The sequence below is a fragment of the Streptomyces sp. NPDC005820 genome (genome assembly GCF_040630255.1).
GTDB lineage: Bacteria > Actinomycetota > Actinomycetes > Streptomycetales > Streptomycetaceae > Streptomyces.
Genome location: NZ_JBEXXE010000032.1, coordinates 42,989 through 62,469 on the forward strand (window position 1 = coordinate 42,989; position 19,481 = coordinate 62,469).

Below are 19,481 nucleotides of genomic sequence, written 5' to 3' on the forward strand. Positions count from 1 at the left end.
CGGGGTCTTGCGGCGTTCAGTGCTTGCACGGGCGCACGGGGCTCTCACCGATACCCACCACCAAGACATGACGAAAGGGATCGACGTGACCAGCATCGCCATCATCGGAGCCGGCCCCCAGCTGGGCCTGGCCATCGCCCGCACCTTTGGCTCCCAGGGCTTCAACGTGGCCCTGATCTCCCGCAACCGCGACAAGCTGGGCGGCCTCGTCGATCAGCTCACCGCCGAGGGCATCACCGCCGCGGCGTTCCCCGCGGACGTGCTCGACCGCGACGCCCTTACCCGGGCACTCAAGGACGCCGCCGCGCGGTTCGGCCGCATCGACGTCCTGGAGTACTCCCCGGTCGGATCGTTCGGCTCCACCGCTCTGACGGCTCCGACCACGACCGAGCCGTCCCACGTGGAGCACGAGATGAACTTCCAGCTCTACGGGGCCATCGCCGCCACACAGGCCGTGCTGCCCGCCATGCGCGAGGCCGGGGCGGGCACCCTGCTGTTCACCACCGGCGCCGGCTCGATCCGGCCGGACCCGCGGGTGGCCAACATCAACGCCGCCGCGGCGGCACTGCGCAACTGGGTGAAGAACCTGCACGGGGAACTGGCCGGCACCGGCATCCAGGCCGCCCACGTCGGCATCGACTCCTCGATCGGCGTCTCCGTCATCCCCGGACTGGAGGCGGCCAGGCCCGAGCAGATCTCCCCGCTGTACTGGGAGCTGCACACCACCCACCGCGACGAGGCCGAGCGCGTCTTCCGCCTGGAGGGTCAGGCGTTCCCCCGCCCCTGACACCGTGCCAGGGCCCCTGGGCTGCCCCTCGCCGAATTCCGACCGCACCAAGGCATGGTGGTACCCGGTCCGAGCCTGCACGTGGGACGCGCCGGCCACCCGGCCTGCCCATGACGCTCGGCCTGATCGGCGGGGACCTGCGCCACGCCCACGCGACCGTCGTGCGCTACCGAGCCGCCGGCACCGGTACCGGCCACCGCGCTGACCGGCTCAAGCTCGTGGAAGTGCCGAAAAGGCGTTCAGGGACGCCCTGATCCGCATGCGTGACGGAGAGGATCTGACGGTCGAGGACCTCGACACAACCGCCGACCTGCCGTCCCCGGTTGAGCAGGGATCCCGGACGTGCTCCACGCTCGGCGTTTCCAGGCCGTCGGCAACACCGCCGCTCGAGATCCGCACCCCCGATCGCCCACGGCGGGCCGGCATCCGCCGGACCCGGAGGTGTGCGGATCCCGGTGCAGGTACTGCGAAGCCCTCTCCGATTGATGTCGAATTCGTTGAAGATGGAGTTGACGGATGTCCTTCACTGACGCAGTGCGTACGTGTCTCCTGCACAAGTACGCGACGTTCTCCGGCCGGGCCCGGCGCTCGGAGTACTGGTGGTTCTCCGTGCTGTATGTAGTCGGCACGCTCCTACTGGCCGGTATCAGCGTCGCAATCGAGGCGCCGCTGCTGAATGTGCTGTTGCTGCTGCTCATCGTGCCCATGCTGGCCGTTTCCGTCCGCCGACTGCACGACACCGGCAAGTCGGGCCGGAGGATGCTCATCGCCTTGATCCCGGTCGCCGGCCCGGTCATCTACCTCATGGGCATGACGGTCGACAGCGTCACGGGCACCAACCAGTACGGCCCCTCGCCGAAGGCGGCCGGTTAGCACCATGTCAACGCCGCGGGCGGCGCCCTGCGCGACCGGTACTCAACCTGCATCGCCCCCTTGTACTGGGACCTGCACCAGGCGCCGGACCGAGGAGACGGCGGATCTCGGCGATGAGGTGCCGTCGGCCCACGAAGCTGGTGAAGGGCCAGTCACGCTGCGACCTCGCCTTCCGTATCCACAGCTAGCGCACAGACAGCAGTGCCTCTGGTCACCCGAACGGGCGCGGCAAGGGAGGCGGGCTCAACTGGGTGCCAGGGCCTGATCCCTGGGCGGGTGAACCGTGGTGGAAGGAGGCTCGGACGGGGTCTGCCCCGAGCTGAGCCCGTCCAGCAGGAGGTCCCCGAGTTCGGCAAAGGCGTCACCGGCGGTCAGGCCGGTGCTCTCCAGGAGGACCCCCGACTGGACCGCGTCGATGGTCACCGCCACGACCTGGGCGGCGAAGTGCCCGTTGAGCGCCCGGAAGACGCCGGCCTGTACGCCCTCCTCGATCAGTTCGTGGACCCGGTGCGCCGCGGCGGCGGAGTTCTTGCGGTAGATCTGTGCTGTCGGCTCGTAGCCGACCATGTCGTCATAGAAGGCGTGAGAATGACGGCGCATGGCCGTGCCGACGCCGGTGAGGTAGACCCGGATCCGCTGCCGGGGATCGGGCTCGGCCAGGACGGCCTGCTCGATCTCGGCTGTCGCATCCCGGAAGAAGGCGCGGGTTACCGCCAGCACCAGTTGTTCCTTCGTGGAGGCGAAGCTGTACAGCGTCGCCTTGGAGCATCCCAGTCGCTGGGTGAGCTCGTCCATGGTCACGGCGGTGAAGCCTTCGGCCAGGATGATCGCCTCGGCCTGGCGCAGCAGTTCGTCCCGTCGACGAGTGTCGACGACCCGCCTGCGTGCCGTTCGGCGCGGGCGTCGGTCGCGCGGGTCGGTCTGGGCCGTCATCGCAGCAGCCTCCCATGGTCGTCTCCGCCGGAAGAGGCGGGCGGTCGCCCGGACCGGAAGGCCGACCCTTACGAATGGGTACCAGCGTACCGGGTAACGTACCCAGACGGATCTCCCAACCGGATCTCCCAGACGGCGACCGGCGCCGTCACCTGTCGTGCGCCAAGCTCATGGACGAATCGGAGAGCTGGGCGGCTGCTCGGGACATCGGAGGTGTCTCGACCGCGTCGACGATCTGTGTCAGAGATCGATGCCGGCCAGCCACTCGTTCGCGGTCCGGGGAGTCACGCCGAGGAGCTTCTGGGCCGAGCGCTCGGCTGTGATCGAGTGGTCCGGCTGTGTGCTGACGGCCCGGTACATGTCCGCGATGGCCGCCGTGGCCTGCTCGCCCAGCATGGGCGCGAGCGGCGCGAAGAAGGCGTGGGGGTCGGTCGCCTCGTAGGTCACGGTCCGTCCGAGCCGGGTGCTGAACGCCTCGGCCAGGTCCTCTCCGCTGATGGCTGGGTACTGTCCGACGGAGACCACACCAGTGACGTCCGCGCGGGCGAACAGCACGGTGGCGGCGTCGGCGATGTCCAGGTGCGAGGCCCAGGACGCGCGGAAGCCGCTGGGCAGCGAGTAGCGGAGCACGCCCTCCTCGCGGACGCCCGCGATCACGTTCGGCAGCAGCAGGTTCTCCAGGTAGAACCGGGGCTCGATCACCGCGTGGGAGATGCCGCTGTCCGCCAGCCCGGCGGCAAGCACCGAGACGGCGCTCTCTTCCGACTGGTCGCGGCTGTTGTCGCTGTCGGTGCTTATGAGGCCGCCGCTGGTGGAGAACACCACGCGGGCGGGACGGGCCTCGCGGAGGGCGGCCACGATGTTGCGCGCGAAGACCAGGCGGTCCTCCTCCGGGGTCACCGGCAGGTGGACGAAGACCCCCTCGGCGCCACGGTAGGCGTCGGTCAGGTCCGCGGTGGAGGAATAGTCGACGGCCAGCACCCGGGCACCGTCCACGACGGTGCCCGCGTTGCGGGTCAGTGCGGTCACGGGCAGGCCCGCAGCGGTGAGGGCCGCGACGACAGGGGCACCCTGGGCGCCGGTGGCGCCATGAATCATGTAGGTCATGGAGCCATTAGTGCATGTACTGCACCGGTTACATCAACTGCACTAATGGACTACCATCGAAAAATGTCCGCTGAATCCAGCCTTCCCGAGTGCGGCGTCGCCCGGTTCATCGTCTTGCTCGACGGGCCGTGGGCCACCCTCATCGTGCGCGAACTCCTGCGGGGACCCCACCGCTTCACCCAGCTGCGCGACGCACTGCCCGGCATCAGCCCGCACACCCTGACCAGTCGGCTGCGCCAGTTCGAGAGGCACGGCATCGTCGTCCGCACCGCCTACCCGGAGATCCCTCCGCGGGTCGAGTACCGGCTCACGCCCCTGGGTGAAGGACTGCGCGAGGTCCTCGACGCGATGGCCGCCTGGGCCGTGGAGGTTCCGGACGGTGGGCCGACGGTCACCGCCTGACCGTCAAAGTGACGTCACCGGATCGAGGACCCGATGGAGATGCCGCCGTCCACGTCCAGGACGACGCCGGTGATGTAGCCGGCGGCCTCACTGGCGAGGAAGGCCGCGGCTTCGGCGATGTCCTCGGGGCGGCCGGTGTGGCGCATGGGGATCTTGTGGGTGAGTTTGTCGCGTGCGGGGCCGTTCATGGAGGCGAGCATGGGGGTCTCGATGAGGCCGGGGGCGATGGCGTTGGCGGTGATGCCGTGCCGGGCGCCCTCGAGCGCGAGGGTGCGGGTCATCCCGACGATGCCGGCCTTGGCGGCCACGTAGTTGGTCTGGCCGAAGTTCCCGCGCCAGGACATGGAGGAGAAGCTGACGATACGGCCGTAACCCTGGCGTCTCATCGGGCCGAACGCGGCGCGGGCGCAGTGGAAGCCGCCGGTGAGGCTGACGCCGACGACCGCGTGCCAGTCGTCGTCGGTGATGTCCTCGACGCGGTTGTCGCGGATGATGCCGGCGTTGTTGACCAACACGTCGAGGCGGCCGAGTTCGGTGGTGACGCCGTCGATCCAGGCGTTGACGCGGGCCGAGTCGGTCACGTCCACCACGTCTGTGCGGAGTTGTGCGTCGTGGGCGTCGGTGATGGTCCCGGCGGCGTCGGTGAGGGCCTGCTCGTTGACGTCGGCCAGTGCGACCGTGGCGCCCTCCGCGGCGAACCGGGCCGCCATGGCGAGGCCGAGACCCTGTGCGGCCCCGGTGATGGCGACGACGCGTTCCTGGTAGCGATTCACTTGTTGCCCGCTTTCGTGGTGGGGGGCGTGAGGAAGTCCCGCAGGGCGTCGGCCACCGAGCTCGCCGCCCAGTTGTCGGCGAAGGTGGCCAGTTCCTCGTGCAGGGCCTGCTCGGGGGCCATGCCGTCGATCCGGTGCAGCAGCGTTTTGAGCCGTTGCTGGGCGGGACTGTTACGGTCGGCCAACTGGCGGCAGATACGGGTGGCGGTGGCGTCGAGGTCGGCCTCGGGCACGATCGCGCGGATCCAGCCGGTGTGGGCGAAGGCGGTCGCGGGCAGCAGTTCGCCGGTCAGCAGGAGCCAGCGGGACAGGCCCCGGCCGACCGCGTCGGGCAGCCGGACACTTGACCCGCCTGCCGGTACCAGGCGCCTCTGCAGGTGACCGTCGCCGATGAGCGTGGTGTCGGCGGCGACGACTACATCGCAGGCCAGCGCGAGTTCGAGGCCCCCGGCGACGGCGTGACCGTGCAGCACGGCGACCCATGGCTTGGGGCTGGCCGAGATACGGCTGAAGCAGGCCGACACCTCGGTCAGGAAATCGACCGGGTTGTCGCCGCGGTCGTGCAGTTCAAGGAACTGGTGGAAGTCACCGCCGGCACAGAAACTCGGTCCCCTGCCCGCCACCGCGACGACCGCTGTACCGGGATCGGCCTCGGCGCTGGTGATCTGCTTGTCCAGCGCCTCTATCAGGGTGGCGTCGAGGGCGTTGCGCCGCTCGGGGCGGTTGAGCAACAGCCGGCGGACGGGGCCGCGTTGCTCGACGAGCAGGGGTTCGGTGAGGAGAGGTTCCGTGCCGGTCAAGGTCACTCCGGGGTGGTGAGTTCGGTGCGTCGGCGTTCGCGCAGCAGATAGCGCTGGGTCTTGCCGCTCGGGGTCTTGGGCAGGGCGTCGATGAAGTGGATCGAGCGCGGGTAGGCGTGGGCGGCGTACCGGGACTTGACCAACTGCTGGAGCTCGGTGGCCAGTTCCGGTGAGGCGTCGGCGCCGTCGCGGAGGACGACGTACGCCTCGATGACCTCGCCGCGGACGTCGTCGGGTGCGCCGATCACACTGCATTCGACGACCGCGGGATGCTGGGCGAGGACGCTCTCGATCTCGAACGGCCCGATCCGGTAACCGGCCATGATGATGACGTCGTCATCGCGGGAGGAGAAGAAGAAGTCGCCGTCGGCGTCGACGCGCCCCGCGTCGCCCGTGAGGTACCAGCGGCCGTCGGGGGTGAACTTGGAAGCGCTCTGTCCGGGGATCTGGTAGTTGCGGAAGGTCATCAGCGGGCTGGCCGCGACGTCGATCGCGACCCGGCCGAGCATGCCCGGTCCGGCGGGCTCGTCCTTCTCGTCGGCCAGGACGGTCAGGCTCCAGCCGGGCACCGGCCGGCCCATCGATCCCGTCTTGAGCGGACGGGCGAGTTCGCTGTGGTGGTGGTTGGCCAGAGGCATGCCGACCTCGGTCTGGCCGAAGTGGTCGTGCACGGACAGGCCGAGCGCGCCGCCCGCCCACTCGTTGACCTCGGGGGTCAGGGGCTCACCCGCGCTGGACGCCCGCTCCAGGCGCAGCCCCTGTGGCACCGGCACCGACGAGGAGCGCAGTCCCCGGTACACGGTGGGGGCGGCAGCGAAGTCGGTGACCCCGTGGTCGACGAGGGTGCGCCAGGTCGTCTCGGCGGAGAACCCGCCGGACAGCAGCAGGCTGGGGATGCCGGCGGCCATGGGAGCGACGACGGCGGAGTACAGCCCGTAGGCCCAGCCGGGGTCGGCGGCGCACCAGTAGGTGCTGTCGCGGGTGACGCCCAGGCCGTACTGCAGGTAGATCTGCCATCCCGCGATGTAGGAGACGGGGTGGATGACGCCCTTGGGCTTGCCGGTGGTGCCGGAGGTGAACATGTGCACCAGGGGCCCGTCCCCGCTCGTGGTGACCACGGGGACCGGCTCGGGCGACGCGGCCGCGACGAGGTCGGCCAGCAGCATGTCACCGCGCGAAGTGCCGGTTCCGGTGACGACGACGCGGCGCTCGGGGGCGTCCGGCAGGTCGGGGCCCGGGTCGAGTTTGTGACGCTGGTCCGGGTCGACGACCACGACGTGCGCACCCGCGCCCTCCAGACGCAGGGCGATGGCCTGGGGTGCGAACGCGGTGAACAGCGGGACGTAGACCGCGCCGAGCCGCCAGATCGCGAGGATGACGGTGACCAGGTCGCTGCTCTTGCCCATCAGGGTCGCCACCCTGTCACCCGGGCCGACACCGAGCCCCTGCAGCGCCCGTGCACAGCGGTGCGAGTCAGCGGCGAGTTCGCCGTAGGTCGTCGTGGATGCCTTGCCGGCGCCGTCGACCACGGTGAACGCGACGCGGTCGGCGGGGTGCCGGTCGCACAGCAGCCCGGCCACGTCGAGGGAAGGAGCCGCGAAGGCCGCGGTCAGCTCGGAGACCCGGTCGGCGGCTCTCACGGCTGGTCCTTCCGGTCGATGATCGGCAGCACCAGACGGCTGGGGTGGTCGGGGCCGTGATGGATGTGGTTGATCGCGGGAATCATCTGCTCCTCGCTCTCGTGAGCGATGACGCCGCCGGTGTTGGTGTTGCGGTCGTAGCGGGGGAAGTTGCTGCTGGAGACGTCCACGCGGATGCGGTGACCGGGAAGGAACACGTTGGAGGTGCCCGTCATGTCGACGGTGACCTCGTAGACCGTGCCGGGCTCCATCAGCTCTTCCGTGGCGAGGCCGCCCCGGTAGCGGGTGCGCAGGATCCCGTCGCACAGGTTGATCGCCTTGCCGTCGGGGAAGACGTCGACGAGCTTGGCGGTGAAGTCGGTGTCCACCGCCGACGAGGAGACGTACAGGGTCAGGCTGACCGGGCCGGTGACCTCGACGGCCTCGTCGAGTACGGGGGTGGCGAAGCACAGGACGTCCTCGCGGGCGGCGACCGTCCGCTGGTCGACCGGGCCGCAGAATCCCGGCGTCGTCGGCATCGACGCCCCGCCGGCCGAGGGGACCGGGCGGCGCGGGTCGTAGAGGTAGGTCTCGTGCCCGGCACCGGCCGGTGCCTCGGTGGTCAACACGCCTTCGCCGTCGGCGGTGTTGGCGCGACCGGCGCTCGTGAGGTGGAAATCGGTCCACTTCGTGTCGGGCAACGGCCACTCCTGCTCGTCACGCCACTGGTCGATGCCCATCACGAAGATCTTCACCGGCGCCACGTCGTCCAGAGCGGTGGTGTCTCCGCGCAGCCAGCGGTCGAAGAACTTCACATGCAGGCCGGACAGGCCCATCAGACGTGCGCCGGCCATGGGACCGAAGGAGCGATCGCGATAGACGCCGTCCGCGGCGAGGCCGTGGTCCCACGGACCGATGATCAGCCGCTGCCCCTCACGGGCCTGCGTACTGCCCGCCGTCTGTCGGGCGACGGTGTAGGTGCGCAGGGTCTGCCCGATGTAGAGGTCGTACCAGCCGCCGATGTTGAGCGCCGGGACGGTGACGTTCTTGAGCTCGGACGTGAGCTCCATCGCGTCCCAGTACCCGTCGTGGGAGGGGTGGGCCATCCAGTGGTCCCACCACTTCCCGTACTCCGCCAGGACCGGTACCTCGGCCGTCGGGAGTACGTCGTTGAGGGCCTCGTGGGACAGGACCGCCTGACCGAGCTCCTGGAGCTGGGGCAAGGTGTCCTCGCCGAGGGCCAGGGCCCGCTGCGCGTCAGCCGCGTACATCTGGGCGTTCCACGACGTGACCAGGCTCAGGGAGAGGGCGCCGCCGGGGGAGTACCAGGGTGCCTCGTAGTTGTCGATCGAGGTGCAGGACGGCGCGATCGCCTTGAGACAGGGGGCGCCGGTCACGGCGGTTTCCCACTGGACCATCCCGAGGTAGGACGGCCCGTACATGCCCACCGTGCCATCGGACCAGGGCTGCTCGGTGATCCAGGCGACCGTGTCCTGGCCGTCGTTGCGGTCGGCCATGTGGGGCACGAACTCGCCCTCGGAGCGGTGGGTGCCCCGGCAGTCCTGCACGATCAGCGCGTAGCCGGCCTCCAGCAGGGCCTGGATGTCGGGCATGAGCGCATGGCCGACGCCCATGATGACGTCCTTGCCGTACGGCAGGCGCACGAGCAGCGTCGGAGCCTTCCCCTCGGCCGGACGCCACACGTTGGCGGCGAGGGCCACGCCGTCACGCATCGGGACCCGGACGTCTATGGCGAATAGGTGCTGCTGCATCGGTGCTCCTCGTCGAGCAAGCGGCGGCGTGTCAGGATGTGGGTACGTTAGGAGGTACTTCCGTACCCTGTCAATTACCCTACGGGAGCTGACCTTGCCTTTTCCCGGCACGGGTTCTTGGGTCGTGCGGTCGGCGGACAGAATGCCCGGCACGTCTTGCTCTGCCACGGAGCGTGTTCCGCCGTGGTCTCCGCGGGTGTCGGACGGCCACGCGGCGACGCCCGAGCGGCGGACACCGGCACGCAGGCTCAACGGCTTACGGCCTTACCGGGGCACCCTCGCCTGGCGGTTCGGCCGGTGGATCATCGGGCAGGCCTCCTGTCGGAGGGCGATCTCGGTGGGGAGTGCCCCTGCTCGGACTGGGCGTGGCGTGCCGCGACGATCCGGCGGGAGAACCGGCGGGCCGACTTCTGAGGGGCACCCGATGGTCCGCGACCGCTTCCGTCCCGATTTCGACCCCGGCTGCGGGGGCAAGGCGCTTACCTCCGCCCGCCACGACATCGTCATCGGCCGCCGGCAGGGCCTGAGGGACCTGCTGGAAGCCAGCGGCCCCGACTGGCCACCGGATCCGGCTGCTCGGCCAGGCCTGCGCGAGCAGTTCGACGGTGGGGGGCATGGCTGGCCGCCGAGCCGCGCAACGCGGACGCGCTGGTGCTGCGGGCGGCGACGGAGACGACCCGGGCCTTCAACCTGGCCATCGCCGCGGGTCGGGGCGCGCCGATCGACGCACAGTGCGTCGACACGGCGGTGAGAGCCTGCCTGAGGGCTGCCGCAGCCTACGTGGAGGATCCGACCCCGTGGGTGTCGCTGATCTCCGTGGCCCGGCTGTACCGTCGGGAGTGCGTCGGAAGGAACTGGTTTTCTGGTGGGACGAGTTGCACCGACGCGACCCGCACAGAATCACTGGAGCCACGACGGCGCCGTGACCGACGTACGGCGCACCTGGGAACGCTGGATCACCGGCCGCGTCGAGAACACCTGTCAGGCGGGCGCCGGGCACGTGGCAAAGGCTCTGTTGGGAGTGCTCTGCTCCTGGACGCCGAGGAGGACGTGACCGCCTTCGCCGTCGCCGCTCGGAGTGATCTCACAGGTAGTCGAAGAAGCGGTCCCACCAGGTCCGATCGACGGATGAGCCGAGTTTGCCGACGCCGTCGTATCGGGTCCATAGCAGGTGCTCGGGGACGGTCGTGTAGCCGAGAGCCCCGAGCTCGTCCTCGATGCGCCGACGGTCGGCGGTCTCGAAGAGGATGTTCTCCTCTTCCTCGTCGTAGCTGCCGGGATTGCCCAGGGTCACACGGCTGTCAGGTTCCCGAAGTTGCTGACGGTCACAGTGATGCGTTCCCCACTGGCCGCGGCGGTGTCGGGGATGACGATCGTCCCGTGGTGGCTGGCGTCCTGGACGCCTCGGTCGACGCTGCAGGTGCACCGGAATCGTTGGTCCAGGCGGGTCGCGAGCCGGTCGAACCTCGCTCGTGCGGCGGCATGATCGTATCCGCGCGGACACTCCATGTGGTTCGGGTCGTCGAGGTGCCGGAGCAGATCCCAAACATGCTGGTCGTCGAGGGGCACGTACGTCCTTTCACAGCCGCTGTTCCGTAGGCATGGGCGGTGCCCGCCGCGCGTGGAAAATCCAGTATCCGCCGACGACGACCGCGGGATACTGGCCCGCATGCGTGAGACGCTTGGGTACGCGAGCCCCCAGCACTACCCTGCGGTCGTCACCGATTGCTGGGGCCGATTCGAGACGGTTTTGGTCAACAACGGTGGGACATTCACGATGGTCCTGCGTGGCAACCGCTTCGAGGGAACATCAGTCGATTCTCTTCAGCTGGTCGGAGCGCCCGCGGAGACCGTGGAACCTCCTGCACTGCACCACGGCGATCTGTGCTCGTGCGCCATCGAGTGGCGCATGCCGGTTGAGGTTTCCCTGGCCGACAGCGGACGCGTGAGCGTCCCGTTGACCGCACGACTGGTCCTTGGAGATCCCGCACCCAACAACGCCATCGACTCTGTCGGCGTGACGCTGCAGCTGCACCTGCCGACCGGGGTTGTGGAGACAACCGCTCCCCAGGGCTGGATGGAGGATGCGTTGATGGACCTCCAACGCCGACTACCGGACGGCACGCGTCTCTTGGCCTGTATCTCATGTGCCTATTCCGACTACCATCCGGCGGGCTCCGGGTTCATCGGCTCGATGGCCTGCTTCCGCGACTGCAAGGACGCCTACCGGGCTGTCGCCGGCAAGCCGGACCTGTTCGCACTCTGGGACAAGAAGAGCGGCTTCGTGCAGGAGACGTTCCACTGCCCTGACTTCGAGCGACGTCAGTCCGGCACCGGATACCGAGGCTAGGCCATCAGGCCCGATAGGTGAACCGGCCGAGGTAGTGCAGAGACGTGCCGTGCGGGTTGGCGACCACGTTGGGAGCGAAGACACAGAGTGCAGCGTCGGCCGGCTCGATCGACTCCACTTGTGGCAGCCACTGGTCAGCGTACGAGGCCCCTCGAAGAAGTACCTCAGGGACAACCGGAACGAGGTGGCCGCTGTCCTGGGCATGGATGGCTTCGACGCACATCGGTTCGAACTCGGCGATCCCGGCCTCACCCATGAAAACGGACGGCTCCGCGTCCCCGTTCTCCGACCACATCTCATCGACGTGGTCGCGGATGTCTTCAGACGAGGAGAACCGGCCGCGCGAGAGGAAAACGTGCACCACGCTTGCTTCAGTCACCTGACGATTACAGCAGGCTTTTGATCTGCGGCTTCAGTTAGATGCGGAGGCTCACTGGTCTGCCATGGGGAGTGAGGGCTGGTCGGGCACTCGGTGGGCACGGCGACTGGGTGGGCGCGGAGCGCGGGGTCGAGCAGGTCAGGGGAAGGCCGGGTTGGGGCTTCGTCCTCGCTGTGGGCGGTTGCGATGAGGAAGTCGGTCTCCATGGGTGTCAGGTTCGCGATCAGGGTGTCGAGTGGGTAGGTGTCGACTGTGGTTCATCGTCAATCAGGGCGGCCAGGACTTGCCGCTCGTCGACCTTCGGGTCGGCCAGGGCCCAGGTGACGGGCAGCCCGGCCGGCGTGCATACCAGGTGCGGCTTCAGGCCCCAGTAGAAACGGGAGTGGCAGCGGCAGTAGCCGTAGCCGGCCCAGCCGGCCAGGTCGGAGCGTTGACGGTCTCGCGGGAGCGGGCGCACTCGACGGGCGTGGAGTCCACGATCCACACACCGTCCAGCCAAAGGTCGGTGTCTGCGGCCAGCGACCTGATGGCCCGCTTGACCAGCGGCAGAGCAGTTCGCAACCGCTTGTTGTTACCCGGGCGCTGAGGCAGATACGGGAACATCCCGTGCAGGTCTGTCGGAACGCGTGTCAGTGCGTCCCTCTACAGTGCGGCCGTGTCCGACAATCCGACTCTTGATGTCTCCGAGGCTGATTCTGTGGTGATGGATGCGGGGTTGGCCGATCCCGAGTTCTTGGTGCATGCCGATCCAGCGCGGGTGCAGGCGTTGTTGGACGGGGCCTCTGGGCCGACCGAGCGGTTGATGGCGGCGGTGTACCGGGAATCGGCGCATCTGCACCGTGACGCCGACGCTCGGGTACGCCGCGAACTGCTTGCCCTCGACGCCGCCCGCTACGGGGAGCCCGAGTCGGCGGCCCGCATCGCCTCCGTGCCGCTGCCGGGCGACCGCCGCCAGGACTGGAAAGTGGTGTGGGCGACCGGTTCGGAGACCTCACCGCGCCTCCTCGCCACGCTGACCGGTCACGAGGAAGGGCTGTCCGCCGTGGCGACCACGACGACGCGGGACGGCCGCACCGTCGCGGTGACCGGCGGCTACGGGGAGTCCACCGTGCGGGCCTGGGACCTCGCGACCGGTGAGCAGATCGAGGTGTTGCGGCCCGACGCGGGGGACGCGTGGGTGCTCACCACGGCCGAACTGGACGGCCGGTCCGTCGTAGTCACCGGCAGCTACGGCAACACCATCCAGGTATGGGACTTGGCGGGCGGTCCACCGATCGGCCGGGTCGACACCGCGCCCCGTCCCGGGATCCTCTCCGGCCCCGATTCGCTCCCTGAAGGGATGTGGTACCCCGGAGGTATCTACGTGAACGCCCTGGTCTGCGCGGTGCTCGACGGACGTCCGGTCGTGGTGTCCACCGTTCAGACGGACGACAGTGACACCGACGTCTGCCAGGACTTCCCCGTCGCGGCGGTCCATGACCTGGCGACGGGCCGTCACGTCACTTCGATACCCACCGGTCACACGGGGGCCGTACATCTGGCGACGGCGATGTTGGAGGGCCGCCCAGTCCTGGTCACCGGGAGCAGCGGCGACGCGGAGGCACGGCTGTGGGACCTCGCCACGGGGCGCCCCGTCGGCGCGCCGCTCATCGGTCACACCGAGGGCCTGACAGTGGTCGCGACCACGACCCTTGACGGCCGCCCGGTCGCCGTCACCGGCAGCTATGACGGCACCGTGCGCCGCTGGGACCTCGGCACCCAGGAACCCGTCGGGGAGGTACTCGCAGGGCGTACCCGGCATTGGGTTGGGGACCTCGACGTGACGGTGCTGGACGGCCGTCCGGTCGTGGTCGCCATCGTCGACAGAGGCACGGTGTGCGTGTGGGACCTGGCCACCGGGCGCCCCGCGGTGGAACCGTTCGCCGCCCGCGACGCCGGCGCGCTCGCCGCGACCGTCGTCGAGGGACGCCCCGTCGCTGTCACCGCCATGGCGGACGGGACGGTGCGCTTGCGGGATCTGTCGCCCCGGCCGCCTGCGGGGGCCCCGGTCGGCGGACACTCCGGCACGGTCAGGAGCACGGCGATCACGGAGGTGGCCGACCGTCCGGTCGCCCTCACCGGTTGCGACAACGGGGAGGTGCACCGCTGGGACCTGGCCACCGGACAGCCGATCGGAACCCCGCTCGTCACGGACGCCGAAAGCGAGACGGCTGTCCACGCCGTCGCCACGGCAACGCTGAACGGACACCCGACAGCAGTCACCATCGGTCGGCGATCAGTCCCGTGGGGGTCGCCCAGCGGGACCGTACGCCGCTGGGACCTGAACACCGGTACGCCGGTCGGTGCGCCCGTGGTCGGCGTCCCGCAGGCGTACACGGTGGCCACCGCGGTCGTCGACGGCCGCCCGCTCGCCGTCACCGGCGGCTTCGACGACGGCTACTCGGGTGAGCTGCGGCGCTGGGACCTGGCCACCGGTGACCAACTCGGCGATCCCCTCGCCGGACACGACGGACCCGTGAATGCGGTAGCCACCACGTTCCTCGACGGCAGGCCCGTCGCCGTCTCCGGCAGCCAGGACAGAACCGTACGAGTATGGGACTTGAGGACCGGACAGCAGATCGGAACGCCTCTGACCGGTCACACGGGCCGGGTCGAGGCAGTGGCTACCGCCGCGGTCCCCGGCCGGCCGGTCGCCGTCAGCGGCGGCGAGGACGGCACGGTGCGGCTGTGGGATCTCGCCGACGGCGGGGAACTCCTCCCCGCGCTCACCGGACACACCGGCACCGTGACCGCGCTCGCCACCGGCTCCGTCGACGGCCGGCCCGTCGCGGTCAGTGGCGGCGACGACCGCACGGTACGGCTGTGCGACCTCATCACCCGCGACGAGATCAGCCACCCGCTCACGTTTCCTGAAGCCATCGGCGCCCTGGCCGTCTCACCAGGCGGATTGATGGTGTGCTTCGGTTCCGAGGCCGCGTTCCTCACCGGACCGATCTCCCCGTTTTGATCCGCGCTGCACTGAGTCCACAACCGGACCCGATGGACACCCCCACGCAAGGCTCGGCAGTTCACGAACGAGCCGGGTACGCGTTCAGCGCGGCCACGAAGTCCCCCGAGGACAGTCCGGGCAGGTGTGCTCGCCGATCTCCTGCTCCAGCGCCCCGCCGACGACGTCGCGCTCCTCCTCGCCCGCACCCGCGCGCTCGACACCTCCCAGGTCGCCACGTGGGAGATACCGGCCGATCCCTCCGCCGTCGCCCAGACCCGCAAGGACGCGTTGGCACAGGTCGAGGCCTGGGGGCTGGAGGACGCCGCCTTCGTCACCGAGCTGGTCGTCAGCGAACTCGTCACCAACGCCATCCGGCACGGCCAACCTCCGATCCAACTCCGCCTGATCCACGACAAGACCCTCATCTGCGAAGTCTCCGACGGCAGCAACACGGCCCCGCACCTCCGCCGCGCCCGCACCTATGACGAGGGCACCCGCCAGAGCGCCCGGGGCAAGACCATCTGGGCGGAACAGACCTTCGAGCCCATCCCGCCCGTCCTGATGACAGCTGATCCCGGTCGCCCGTCAGGCTGTGGGCGCCTCGAGGAGGATCTTGCCCGGGTAGGCACTCATCAGCGGGTCGGTGACCGAGGCCGGAGCGTTGGTGACCACCATCATCTTGTCGGTCGGCCCGTTGTAGGTGATCACGAGTCCGTATGTCGTGTCGCCGTCGGGTTGGATCGCCTGGTCGACCGCCTCGGTGACCTTCTTGACCTCGGCGGCGGTGAACTGCTGGCTCTTCGAGACGGCGGGCTTCTTGGACCTGACTCCGAGGGCTGCGCGGTGCCGAGGGTGGTTCACCCATCCGCCTACGTGCGCAAGGGGCCCCACCGGTTCCCGTCACCCCGTGACGTCGCGTCCGATGAGGTGACGGGCGACGATCCAGTGCTGGAGTTCGTTGGCGCCCTCGAAGATCTCGAGGATCTTGGCGTCGCGGTACATCTCTTCGAGGCGCACGGATTCGCCTGTCGCTCCGACCTGGCGGGCAAAACCGAGCGCACCGTGGATCTGGATGGCATCGCGGACGATGTCGTTGGCGACTCTGGTGCCATAGGCCTTGGCCATCGCGGCCTCGGGCTCAGCGCTGTGCCCCTTGTCGAGGAGGAGTGCCGCCTTCTGATAGAGGCTGCGAGCGGCCTCGATATCGGTCGCGTGCTTGGCCATCGTGAACTGCCAATGCTGCATGGCACCGAGTGGCGCACCGAAGACGTGGCGCGAGCGAAGTCGCTCGACGGCGAGGTCGAGCGCGGCCTGGGCGAGCCCCACGCCGGCTGCTCCGATGCCGATGCGACCACGGACCAGCGCTGAGAGCGCGACCCGCATGCCCTGGCCCGCCTCCCACAACACCTGGTTGGCGGGGACCTCGACGTCCTCGAACACGATGTCGGCGGTGATCTGACCGCGGTGGCCCATCTTCAGGTCCGGGGAGCCGATGGTCACGCCCGGCGAGGTCAGGTCGACGAGCAGCATTGTCGCGCGACCGCCGTTTTTGCCGTCGCGGCACAGGACGGAGACCCAGCCGGCCACCACGCTGTTGGTGATCCACCGCTTGCGGCCACTGATCACGAACCCCGTGGCGGTTCGTTCCGCGACGGTGGAGAGGCGCTCTGCCGTCAGGTCGGAGCTTGTCTCGGGTTCGGTGGTGGCAAACGAAAATGCTGTCGCCCCCGACACCAACTCGGGGATCAGTCGCGCCTGGACCTCCGGCTTGGCAAAGGTCAGGGTCTGGGGTACGAGGATGCATTGGCCGTCGTACACGCCGGCCATGGAGGAGGACTCGTAGGCGATCTCCTCGGCGACCGTGCAGGTGGCGAGCATCGGGTGCTCAAGGCCGGCACCGTACTCGGCGTCGAAAGGCACGGCGAACAGGCCTTCAGCCGCCAGGCCGCGGAAAGCAGCCCAGGGGAAGCTCTCCGGTGACTCCGTACGTTGCCCGATCTCCCGGGCGTACGGTGCCAAGTGGGTGGTGACGGCCTTCCTCGCGCGCTCGCGGACCTCGATGGTCTCAGCCGGCAGCCACACGTCATGGGAGACGCGGTCCTGGGTTCGCGGGACGGTGGGCATCGCACTCCTTTTTTCTTCTACAGTCAACGCTTACTCCCCGGATGACCTTGTACTCCGCTATCACCGGATATGAGACAGGGCCGTTGATGGGACACTCCACTTCCAACCGCCCTGTCGGAAGACAGGATGAGTTCAGTGCTTGACGACGGTCAGGCCGGCATCGTCGCCGTGGTCGAGGGCGCGGGCGATGGTCGTGGCCTCTGCCCGAGTTCTGGTCCCGGCACACCACCCGCCGGGTCGGGTACCTGTCCCGGCGCGGAGCTCTTCGCAGCCGTCGACGGAGCCATGGACATCTTCGGACGTGCCGACCGCCTGGCCGAGGTCGCTGGGCCGCGCTCCGGGCCCCGCGGCTCGGTATGGCGGCCGCGGCCCGGAGCGCGGCCCGGTCGGCCTCAGGTGGGGAAGGTCTCACCCTTGGCTGCGAGGTCACGCAGGTACTGTGTGGGACGCAGCTGCTCGCCGTACGCGTCGGCCAGTTCGTCGGCACGGGCGATGAACGCTTCGATGCCGATCGAGCCGTCGCGGGCCTCGTAGCCGGTGATGTACTGCGCGGCTCCGCCGGTCCAGGAAGGGAAGCCGATACCGAGGATCGAGCCGATGTTGGCGTGCGCGGCGGAGGTGAGTACGCCCTCCTCGAAGCACTTCGCGGTCTCGATCGCCTCGCGGACCAGCATGCGCTCGCGCATGTCCTCGATGGGAACCTGTGTGTCGCTGACCGGGAAGAGCTCGCCGAGCCCGGACCAGATCGCGCCACGCCGGCCCTCGGGGTAGTCGTAGAAGCCCGCCCCCTTGAGCTTGCTCCCGCGGCCTGCCTTGATCATCGTGCCGCAGACCTGCTCGGTGACGGTCGGCTCGGTCACGCCGAGTGCCTCGCGCCCGGTTCTGGCGATCTTGACCATGAGCTCCATGTTGAGCTCGTCCGTGATCTGCAGCGGACCGACCGGGTAGCCGGCCTGGGTGGCGGCGCGCTCGACGGAGTAGGGGTGCTGGCCCTCCTGGAGCAGAGCCAGGCCCTCCTCGATCTGGGCGCCGATGACACGCGAGGTGAAGAAGCCGCGTCCGTCCTGGACGACGATGGGTGTCTTCCGGATGTGCTGAACGACGTCGTAGGCCTTGGCGAGTGCCTCGTCAGAGGTCTCGGTGCCGCGGATGACCTCGACGAGCGGCATCTTGTCGACCGGTGAGAAGAAGTGCAGCCCGATGAAGTCGGCCGGCCGGGCGATGTCCTTGGCCAGCTCGGTGATGGGGAGCGTGGAGGTGTTCGAGCACAGCAGCGCGTCGTTGTCGACGAACGGAAGGACCTCGTTGAAGACCCTCTGCTTCAGCGCGACGTCCTCGAAGACCGCCTCGACGACCAGGTCGACGCCGGCGAAGTCGGCGGGGTCGGTGGTCGTGGTGATCCGGGCGAGCAGTTCCTCGGACCGCTCCCGGGTGAGTTTGCCGCGGGAGATCGCCTTCTCGTTGAGGTCCCGGCTGTAGGTCTTGCCGCGCTCGGCCGCTTCGAGGGACACGTCCTTGAGTACCACGTTCATCCCGGCCCGTGCGCAGACGTAGGCGATGCCCGCGCCCATCATGCCCGCGCCGAGGACGCCGACCTTGGTGCTCTTCCACTTCGCGACGTCGGCAGGGCGCAGGACACCCGAGTTGATCGCGTTGAGGTCGAAGAAGAACGCCTGGATCATGTTCTTCGACTGCTGGCCCACGATGAGGTTCGCCAGGTAGCGCGACTCGATGCGCGAGGCGGTGTCGAAGTCGACCTGCGCGCCCTCGACGGCTGCCGAGAGGATCGCCTTCGGAGCGTGGTAGTCGGCCTGCTTGAGCTGCCCCCGCAGCAGCGCCGGAAGAGCCGGAAGGTAGGCCGCCAACTCCGGCGATGCAGGGGAGCCGCCTGGGATCTTGAACCCCTTCGCGTCCCATGGCTGCGTCGTGGCTTCGGGGTGGGCCCTGAGCCACGCCTTGGCGGCCGCGACCAGGTCGCTCCCCGCCGCGACGACCTCGTCGACCAGGCCTTTCTCCCTGGCGGCCGACGGCTTGAACTTCGCTCCGGTGCCGACGATCTCGCTGATCGCCGTCATCAGGCCGAACATGCGGACGGTGCGGGTGACACCGCCACCGCCGGGCAGCAGACCGAGGGTCACCTCGGGGAGGCCGATGTCGTAGGTGCCGTCGACCGCGATGCGGTGGTTGGCGGCCAGCGCGATCTCCAGACCACCGCCGAGGGCGGCGCCGTTGATCGCGGCGACGACGGGCTTCGGCAGCAGTTCGAGTCGGCGCAGCGGGGTCTTGATGTTCTCGGCCATCATGACCACGGCCGGGGCGTCGGCCTTCGCCGTCTTGAGCATGCCTTTGAGGTCGCCGCCGGCGAAGAACGTACTCTTCGCCGAGGTGATGACCACACCGGTGATCTGGTCGATCTCGGCATACAGCCTTTCGACGGCCGCGCTCATCGAGGCGATGTACAGGTCGTTCATGGTGTTGGCCGACTGATGCGGATCGTCGAGGGTGAGGGTGACGATGCCGTCGGCGTCGATGTCGTAGCGGACAGCGGACTCGGTGCTCATCAGGTATTTCTC

17 protein-coding genes and 3 pseudogenes are annotated in these 19,481 nt (G+C 69.1%); 7 read left to right on the forward strand and 13 right to left on the reverse strand.

What is annotated here, in order from left to right; genetic code table 11:
* The first annotated feature begins 85 nt into the window (after window positions 1–85).
* Together ABZ464_RS33575 and ABZ464_RS33580 are read left to right on the forward strand one after the other, a co-directional pair.
* Window positions 86–787: an SDR family NAD(P)-dependent oxidoreductase gene (locus ABZ464_RS33575; RefSeq protein WP_359283334.1), complete on the forward strand. Its 702-nt coding sequence runs from the start codon at window positions 86–88 to the stop codon at window positions 785–787.
* 516 nt (window positions 788–1,303) lie between these two features.
* Window positions 1,304–1,660: a DUF805 domain-containing protein gene (locus ABZ464_RS33580; RefSeq protein WP_359283335.1), complete on the forward strand. Its 357-nt coding sequence runs from the start codon at window positions 1,304–1,306 to the stop codon at window positions 1,658–1,660.
* A 243-nt stretch (window positions 1,661–1,903) separates the two neighbouring features.
* On the opposite strand, the gene ABZ464_RS33585 is transcribed toward ABZ464_RS33580, so the two are convergent.
* Both ABZ464_RS33585 and ABZ464_RS33590 read right to left on the reverse strand, forming a co-directional pair.
* Window positions 1,904–2,593, reverse strand: a complete 690-nt coding sequence (locus ABZ464_RS33585) for a TetR/AcrR family transcriptional regulator (protein ID WP_359283337.1) — start codon at window positions 2,591–2,593, stop codon at window positions 1,904–1,906.
* A gap of 240 nt (window positions 2,594–2,833) precedes the next feature.
* On the reverse strand, window positions 2,834–3,700 hold the full coding sequence (locus tag ABZ464_RS33590) for an NmrA family NAD(P)-binding protein (protein WP_359283340.1): 867 nt from the start codon (window positions 3,698–3,700) through the stop codon (window positions 2,834–2,836).
* Window positions 3,701–3,763: 63 nt separating this feature from the next.
* On the opposite strand from ABZ464_RS33590, the gene ABZ464_RS33595 reads away from it, so the two are divergent.
* Window positions 3,764–4,102: a helix-turn-helix domain-containing protein gene (locus tag ABZ464_RS33595; RefSeq protein WP_359283342.1), complete on the forward strand. Its 339-nt coding sequence runs from the start codon at window positions 3,764–3,766 to the stop codon at window positions 4,100–4,102.
* A gap of 14 nt (window positions 4,103–4,116) precedes the next feature.
* On the opposite strand, the gene ABZ464_RS33600 is transcribed toward ABZ464_RS33595, so the two are convergent.
* From ABZ464_RS33600 to ABZ464_RS33615, 4 genes are read right to left on the reverse strand one after another with little or no spacing between them, the layout of a single operon-like run.
* Window positions 4,117–4,875: an SDR family NAD(P)-dependent oxidoreductase gene (locus ABZ464_RS33600; protein ID WP_359283345.1), complete on the reverse strand. Its 759-nt coding sequence runs from the start codon at window positions 4,873–4,875 to the stop codon at window positions 4,117–4,119.
* Entirely contained in the window at window positions 4,872–5,675 is an 804-nt protein-coding gene (locus tag ABZ464_RS33605) for an enoyl-CoA hydratase/isomerase family protein (protein WP_359283348.1), read from the reverse strand. Before ABZ464_RS33605 ends, ABZ464_RS33600 begins: the two co-directional genes overlap by 4 nt.
* Window positions 5,676–5,677: 2 nt before the next feature.
* Window positions 5,678–7,315: an AMP-binding protein gene (locus ABZ464_RS33610; protein WP_359283350.1), complete on the reverse strand. Its 1,638-nt coding sequence runs from the start codon at window positions 7,313–7,315 to the stop codon at window positions 5,678–5,680.
* Window positions 7,312–9,066 (reverse strand): CocE/NonD family hydrolase, encoded by a 1,755-nt coding sequence (locus ABZ464_RS33615; RefSeq protein WP_359283353.1) that lies wholly within the window; start codon window positions 9,064–9,066, stop codon window positions 7,312–7,314. Before ABZ464_RS33615 ends, ABZ464_RS33610 begins: the two co-directional genes overlap by 4 nt.
* A gap of 424 nt (window positions 9,067–9,490) precedes the next feature.
* Between ABZ464_RS33615 and ABZ464_RS33620 the strand changes: the two are divergent.
* Window positions 9,491–10,039: pseudogene (locus tag ABZ464_RS33620) on the forward strand (hypothetical protein); the annotation flags it as partial.
* A 111-nt stretch (window positions 10,040–10,150) separates the two neighbouring features.
* Here ABZ464_RS33620 and ABZ464_RS33625 read toward each other — a convergent pair.
* Window positions 10,151–10,360 carry a hypothetical protein gene (locus tag ABZ464_RS33625; RefSeq protein ID WP_359283354.1) on the reverse strand — a complete coding sequence of 70 codons (210 nt, stop codon included), beginning with the start codon at window positions 10,358–10,360 and terminating at the stop codon, window positions 10,151–10,153.
* Entirely contained in the window at window positions 10,357–10,635 is a 279-nt protein-coding gene (locus ABZ464_RS33630; protein ID WP_359283357.1) for a hypothetical protein, read from the reverse strand. The genes ABZ464_RS33625 and ABZ464_RS33630 overlap by 4 nt, the downstream gene beginning before the upstream one ends.
* A gap of 100 nt (window positions 10,636–10,735) precedes the next feature.
* Here ABZ464_RS33630 and ABZ464_RS33635 point away from each other — a divergent pair, with 100 nt between their 5' ends.
* Window positions 10,736–11,416, forward strand: a complete 681-nt coding sequence (locus tag ABZ464_RS33635) for a DUF6304 family protein (RefSeq protein WP_359283359.1) — start codon at window positions 10,736–10,738, stop codon at window positions 11,414–11,416.
* A gap of 4 nt (window positions 11,417–11,420) precedes the next feature.
* On the opposite strand, the gene ABZ464_RS33640 is transcribed toward ABZ464_RS33635, so the two are convergent.
* Entirely contained in the window at window positions 11,421–11,795 is a 375-nt protein-coding gene (locus ABZ464_RS33640) for a hypothetical protein (protein WP_359283360.1), read from the reverse strand.
* A 253-nt stretch (window positions 11,796–12,048) separates the two neighbouring features.
* Window positions 12,049–12,398, reverse strand: a pseudogene (locus ABZ464_RS33645) (transposase); the annotation flags it as partial.
* A 199-nt stretch (window positions 12,399–12,597) separates the two neighbouring features.
* Here ABZ464_RS33645 and ABZ464_RS33650 point away from each other — a divergent pair.
* Entirely contained in the window at window positions 12,598–14,802 is a 2,205-nt protein-coding gene (locus tag ABZ464_RS33650; protein ID WP_359283362.1) for a WD40 repeat domain-containing protein, read from the forward strand.
* Window positions 14,803–14,928: 126 nt separating this feature from the next.
* Window positions 14,929–15,321: pseudogene (locus tag ABZ464_RS33655) on the forward strand (ATP-binding protein); the annotation flags it as partial.
* A gap of 48 nt (window positions 15,322–15,369) precedes the next feature.
* Here ABZ464_RS33655 and ABZ464_RS33660 read toward each other — a convergent pair.
* The 3 genes from ABZ464_RS33660 to ABZ464_RS33670 all read right to left on the reverse strand — a co-directional run bounded on the left by ABZ464_RS33660 (window position 15,370) and on the right by ABZ464_RS33670 (window position 19,469).
* Window positions 15,370–15,645, reverse strand: a complete 276-nt coding sequence (locus tag ABZ464_RS33660; protein WP_359283364.1) for a hypothetical protein — start codon at window positions 15,643–15,645, stop codon at window positions 15,370–15,372.
* Between the two features lie 39 nt (window positions 15,646–15,684).
* The gene (locus tag ABZ464_RS33665; RefSeq protein ID WP_359283366.1) at window positions 15,685–16,908 is read right to left on the reverse strand and encodes an acyl-CoA dehydrogenase family protein; all 1,224 of its coding nucleotides are present in this window, start codon (window positions 16,906–16,908) and stop codon (window positions 15,685–15,687) included.
* 392 nt (window positions 16,909–17,300) lie between these two features.
* On the reverse strand, window positions 17,301–19,469 hold the full coding sequence (locus ABZ464_RS33670) for a 3-hydroxyacyl-CoA dehydrogenase NAD-binding domain-containing protein (RefSeq protein WP_359283367.1): 2,169 nt from the start codon (window positions 19,467–19,469) through the stop codon (window positions 17,301–17,303).
* Window positions 19,470–19,481: the final 12 nt, after the last annotated feature.